This is a genomic window from Flavobacterium sp., from assembly GCF_043778725.1.
In the GTDB taxonomy this organism is placed as follows: domain Bacteria; phylum Bacteroidota; class Bacteroidia; order Flavobacteriales; family Flavobacteriaceae; genus Flavobacterium.
This window is the reverse complement of record NZ_JAYWFT010000013.1, coordinates 1-2,672: the sequence shown is the minus strand read 5'-3', so window position 1 is coordinate 2,672 and position 2,672 is coordinate 1. Positions and strand designations below refer to the sequence as shown.

Here is a 2,672-nt window from a genome sequence, read left to right as displayed (position 1 = left end):
AATAAAACGGCTACTAATTTTGGAGTAACAGCTATTCTTGAAAGTAAATTAAGTGGTTTTAATTTAGATTTTAAGCTGCATTGTTTAATTTTTCATTTGTTTTTTCATTTGTTTTTTCATTGTTTGAAGTGGTTTAATTTGTTGTTCTCGATACATTTTTTGTTGCGTTTCACTTCACAAAAAACATTTGAACTGACGGTTTGGATATTATTATGCATTTTTTACCTGTCTTAGTTTTTACTTATTTGTTCTTTTAGAACATCTATTTCTTTTTTCAATTCTTTTACTGCATTGATAAGCGTATAAATAAGTTCAGAACTATCGTATTGTCTTAAATCATCAAACTCTTCTGTTTTTATTTTGGTAACTGTTGTTGGTAATATTTTTTCTATTTCTTGTGCAATTACACCTACATATACTTTTCCGTCAGCTTTGTTTGCCGCTTTGCCATTGTATTCAAATGTTACGGGTCTTATTTTTAATATTTCACTTAGTCCTTTAGAATAGTCGAGTATGTTTTTTTTAACTCTTATGTCAGAAAATGCTGCCCAAGCACCACCACCTGTTTTACCAGCGGTTCCATTAACTGATAATTGAAATGTTGGTACATTTGTGTTTACACCTACAAAACCGTTAGTAATTACATTTATTCTTTGGTTTCCGTCGCCATCTGCTATGATTATATTGTTGGTCATGTTGGGTGGTACTGATACAAAAGAGCCTAAAATTGTATTGTTGTTTCCTGTTGTTAGGCCTACACCTGAAAATGATCCGACAGCAATATTATAACTTCCTGTTGTTACATCATATAATGAATTGACACCTGTTGCCACGTTATAACTTCCATTTAGATTGCTATGAAGGCTTTCTGTTCCTACAGCAATATTTGAAAAGCCTGAGTTGTTTAGATTTAAAGAATTTAATCCCATAGCTATATTGTTAGTTCCAGATCCTACTGAACTTCCATTACTAGAAATACCAGCATCACTGGTAATGTGATTTCCGGATCCTATAAGACGTAAATCTGCACTATTATTTATGCTTGTTCTTGTTATTTTACGAATTACTCCTGTTGGATCTACTGTTAGAACATCATCTGTTGCTGTGCCTGCTGCTGTTGATCTTATTCTTGCTGTACCGTTTATATCTAATTTATTAGATGGTGTAGAGGTGCCAATACCTAGATTTCCTGTAGAAGTTAAAACCATATTAGTAGTGTTATTACTCCCGAAACCTAAGCCCAAATCACCAGTATTGCCATCTATACCGTAATCTATGAATCCCATATTAGTTGCATCAACAGCTCTTTGCATACGAACATTTGTGCCATTCCAATCTGATCCAGTTGTATGTCTTCTTTGCTGTGTTTTTAAGAATGAATTATTACCTACATTTGTTTGAATTGTTACAATATCCTGACTGGCTCCAACAGTATTGGCTATTTGCGTACTGTTATTTATGTGTAATTTTGCAGCAGGTGTTAACGTTCCAATACCTACATCTCCTCTCATGTAAATTAAACCATCATTACCACGAATACTCATATTGAGTTCTTCTAATCGATTTTCAAAAATAACACCTTGAAAAACTGAATTACTTGTTCTAAAACGTAAAGAGTGTGTGTTGAAACCCGCGCCAGCAACTGCATTGCCATTTGACAATGATCTCCCTACGCCTGGCTGTGCCATGTAAATACCCCAATTTGTGTCTGTAGGAGTCCACATAAATATTCCTCTTGAACTTCCACCATCAACTGCATTTTGCACTACAAACCTACCGTTAGCTATATAGTTATTGTTGAGATCAACGGTTGTTGTAGCTGTATGATTTCCAAGATTATCTCCAGCTCCAATAGCTGTTGGTGCAATCCATGTTGCAAGACCGACCGCATCGGATACTAGAACTTTACCTGCGGCAGGAGAACCTCCAGAAATTTTTATTTGACCATTGACATCAAGATTTGTTGATGGAGTAGTAATGCCAATACCTACTCTTCCATTCGTGGCATCTATCGAAAGTGCATTGTTACCTACATTAAAAGCATCTATTCCTGTGCCTAATATATTGATTTTGTTAGTTGCGGTAAGACCTGAAATGGTTGTAGGTTGTGTTAAAACACCACCTAATTTTACATCGCCACTTGTTGCTGTTAAGCCATTGCTTGCTGTTACCGATGCAGTTGTTGCGCTTTGAATCCATACTGTTCCATTAAAATACCAATTTGTGTTTGTTGTAGTGTCGTATACTTGTAAACCAGCCGCAGGTGTTGGAATACCTATTCTTTGGCTAGTGGTCATTCGTGGTTGTAAGAAACCTTGAGTTGATGAGACAACATCAAGTATTGAAGACGGATCTGGTGTTGTTGTTGCAATTCCTACTTGTGCGTTACCTACATTACTATATAGGAATAGAATTGTAGCTATTATTTTACTTATTTTTTTCATAATTGAGAGCATTTAAAATTCATTTTTTTTGTACTTGTTGTTGTTCTTAAGTTTTGTTTATTAAATTAAGTTTTAGCGGTTACTGTTTTTTATGTTATATGGCAGGCATTGAGTTGATTGAGTAGTTTTAATTTTATTACTTAATGTAGTGGTGTCCATTGTATTCCGTTGAAACCTTCGAACTTGTCTGAGCTTGGGTTGTATCTTAAGCTTCCTTTTAAATCTATG

General features: G+C 34.8%; 1 protein-coding gene. It reads right to left on the bottom strand.

The features are described from left to right. Window positions 1-230: 230 nt before the first annotated feature. A complete protein-coding gene (locus tag ACH2CG_RS01680) occupies window positions 231-2,444 on the bottom strand; it encodes a tail fiber domain-containing protein (RefSeq protein ID WP_395061557.1) in 2,214 nt (737 codons plus the stop codon). Window positions 2,445-2,672: the final 228 nt, after the last annotated feature.